A 2,884-nucleotide genomic window follows, 5' to 3' on the forward strand; every position below is an offset into this window, starting at 1 on the left:
ATTGGCAGAGAAATGATATCAATCAACCCGATCAGCAGGTGCAACGAGTAGCTTAATTTACGCCAGATCCTGTCCAAGAGACGGGGAGTAGCTCAATGCTCCACCCCACTCAGGAGTTGGAGCCTCCGGCAAACCCGTTGCGGTTCAATATCCGCTGGCGAGGATCGCGGGTGAACCACATCTCATAGAGGCTAACAAGAGCCATCACGGCGATCGAAAGTACGAACATAGCTCCACCGAAAATAACGACATAAACGAAGCCAGGATTCATCTTCGAGAGAAACCAGCCGCAGACATCGACAAAAAAACCGATGAAAGGGAGGACAGCCCAGAACGCCTTCCACCCTGCGGAAAAGCTACAATGGATGAAAATGAACGAAACGATCCAGAATACTGAAAACAGGCCGAGCATATGGATATGAGCGAGCGAAATCAGCGTCGCAACCCCGACGCCCGGTCCGTAATAGGTTGCCGCGATGTCGGCGGGCGTGATCAGATAGCTCCCACCGATCCCGCGATGACTGACATCGATATATGCCAGAGCCATCGATATTGCTAGACCGAGAAACACCAATGCTGCCGTGTTCAGCGCTTTTAATTCGATAGGCAGATCAGAAAGCGGCTTCATGCCCGTTCTCCTAATTTCTTGCTTTTCCATTCTTACCGGATGCGGAACCAACCTTGATAGAAACGTTTGCGAAATATGCCGCAAGGTCTTTCATCTGTTGGCTCGTCAACGACCTGGCCATTTCGTTCATGATTGCGTTCTTTCGATCACCGTCATGGTAGGCCTTGAGCTGGGTCAGAAGATATTCATAGTGCTGCCCCGCCAGATTCGGCGTATTCGTGTCCGCCGAAATTCCGTTATCACCATGGCAAGCCGCACATTGCGCAGAAATAGCCGCGCCAGCGGCGGCCTCCGAAGCGCCGGGCACCGAGACTGCAGAAGCCGGAGACGACGCAAGTATCGTCAAAATCCCGACTGCGGCGCCGCGCGCCATATATGCCGGTGACGCCCCCACCAATCCAACCACAACTGGCATGGCCAGTGTTCGAATTGTTCTGTAGTCAAAACGCATTGGGTTCCCCTTCTATTTTCGGTTGCGCGCCCATCCTCTTGCACCATAGATCACCCACGGTGAATTCTCCGCTCCGTTTGACGGATGGGAATTCGTTTATCCATCGGTCCGCAAAAGGTATTTGCGTCATGGAATTCCCTGCGTAGGCCTCCATCGCGCTGGTCGGTCACAGGAAAATTCGCGCGGCCCTGCCTGCCAAAACTGCCAGGTATGCCCGGCTCCCGCAGATCGCATCTGCCTCCTTCACGCAGCTTCCTCACACCATGGCGAACCGGTCGCCGCAGCGCCGGCCTTAGCTGGAGGTCCTGGTCCGAGACCGCGCGAAAGTCCGCGCCGCCATGCGCTTTCCGACGAAACCGGCGTGGCGTGTCGCCTGTGCTCGGGATCTACAAGCCGCACGGCCATGGCGCGTCCCGCCGGGATCCGTGCCCAGGCGTGGATCATCGTTCGCGAGGCGGATTGCACCACGGTTCCAGGGCCGCGCCTCGGCCCGCCTGGCGATGGCAAGAGGCCCCAGACCGCTTCAAGCCCCCGCGCCGCGCGCGGCGATTTCCGGCGGTTCATGACCAGACCACAACCTTGTTTCGTCCGAGACTCCATCGCCTCTCCGCAGGTTTCCGATGCCGTTCCCGGGCTGATCCATTCAGCCCAAGAAACGGCTAAGCTGCTGACATAACTTCATGATCTCCGCGCGTCTCTCAGTCTCCGAGCGATGGAGAAAGCTGGCAACACCAGCGCAAGGCGCGCGATCACAGCCATCGCACCCTTCGCCAGTCCGTTACGCCCGGCTTTCCCGCGCTGTCCTTGATCGAGATCAACCGGACGAGCCACGCCGGCGCGGCGCGATCAGATGGCTGGGGACGTGCGGCCTGCGGCACGTGGTAGGTTGCAATTCGGTCGGGGGCCATCGGACGGACCGGCCCGGCTGGCTGCAAGACCGCGTCCGCCTCGGTCGAGATCGTGCGGTAGCTGAAACAGCCACCCGAAAGCGCACCGGCAAGGCGGGAAAGTCGGGAAACCTCCGGCGGCGGCGGCGAAGATGCAGGAAATCATCCCGCAAAGCATGGCTCCAATCGGCCGTGGCGCGGCACAGCTCTCGCGAATATCACGAATAGTTTATATTGACTTGAATCAAGGTCGCGACCGCGGTGCGCGCGCACAGCAACACCAAGGCGCGCGAAAATTGCCGGCATGTAGCATCGCCTACATGCAAGGGAAAGTGTTCTATTTGGGGACTGTGCGATGAAACCTGATAATGAAATCAGAGGATGGCGCGCCACGATATTGCAGCACATAATCGCGATGCAACCTATGCAATATTCTTTACGTTTGTCATCAAGATCACCGGATTGCCCTTCGGGCAGCGCGCGATCGACGACCTCGAAGGACGGGAACGTCTTATCAATTCTCTCGCGGCTTCTTGCCGCTTTTGTGCTTATATTCGGCACCTTTATCGGAACGACTCCGGCGCGCGCGGTTTCAAGCTTTGCCAGACAAACCGGACAGACCTGCTCGGCTTGCCATACAACCATCCCGGAATTGACCGCCTATGGGCGGATGTTCAAAATGGGCGGATACACTCAAAAGGTCGATGGCGCCCCAAGATTTCCGCTTGCAATGTGGATGCTTGGCGGATTTTCCCATGCGCGCAAAGCGCTGGATGCGCCGCCGCTTGCGTCGTCGAGCAAAACCAACGATATAACTTCGCTCCGGTATTCGTCAAGGTAGTTGTCACGCGCATTCGTTTTCAGGCTGCTTGATCAGCCGGCCCGGCGACGGGTCCGCCGCCGCCAGCTTCATGGGGG

3 protein-coding genes are annotated in these 2,884 nt (G+C 57.8%); 1 reads left to right on the forward strand and 2 read right to left on the reverse strand.

All coding sequences use genetic code 11. The features are described from left to right. Positions 1-109 precede the first annotated feature (109 nt). A complete protein-coding gene (locus tag BLV97_RS20490; RefSeq protein ID WP_051645999.1) occupies positions 110-628 on the reverse strand; it encodes a hypothetical protein in 519 nt (172 codons plus the stop codon). A 10-nt stretch (positions 629-638) separates the two neighbouring features. After that, positions 639-1,079 (reverse strand): c-type cytochrome, encoded by a 441-nt coding sequence (locus BLV97_RS20495; RefSeq protein WP_210184823.1) that lies wholly within the window; start codon positions 1,077-1,079, stop codon positions 639-641. Positions 1,080-2,347: 1,268 nt separating this feature from the next. On the opposite strand from BLV97_RS20495, the gene BLV97_RS21050 reads away from it, so the two are divergent. Next, positions 2,348-2,839 carry a hypothetical protein gene (locus tag BLV97_RS21050; RefSeq protein ID WP_143037606.1) on the forward strand — a complete coding sequence of 164 codons (492 nt, stop codon included), beginning with the start codon at positions 2,348-2,350 and terminating at the stop codon, positions 2,837-2,839. Positions 2,840-2,884: the final 45 nt, after the last annotated feature.

It is taken from the genome of Allgaiera indica (genome assembly GCF_900106675.1).
Classification (GTDB): Bacteria; Pseudomonadota; Alphaproteobacteria; order Rhodobacterales; family Rhodobacteraceae; genus Acidimangrovimonas; species Acidimangrovimonas indica.

Excerpts from the sequence above, each read along its gene's own strand:
- BLV97_RS20490 (WP_051645999.1), bottom strand. The coding sequence starts at position 628 with ATGAAGCCGCTTTCTGATCTGCCTATCGAATTAAAAGCGCTGAACACG.
- BLV97_RS20495 (WP_210184823.1), bottom strand. The coding sequence starts at position 1,079 with ATGCGTTTTGACTACAGAACAATTCGAACACTGGCCATGCCAGTTGTG.
- BLV97_RS21050 (WP_143037606.1), top strand. The coding sequence starts at position 2,348 with ATGGCGCGCCACGATATTGCAGCACATAATCGCGATGCAACCTATGCA.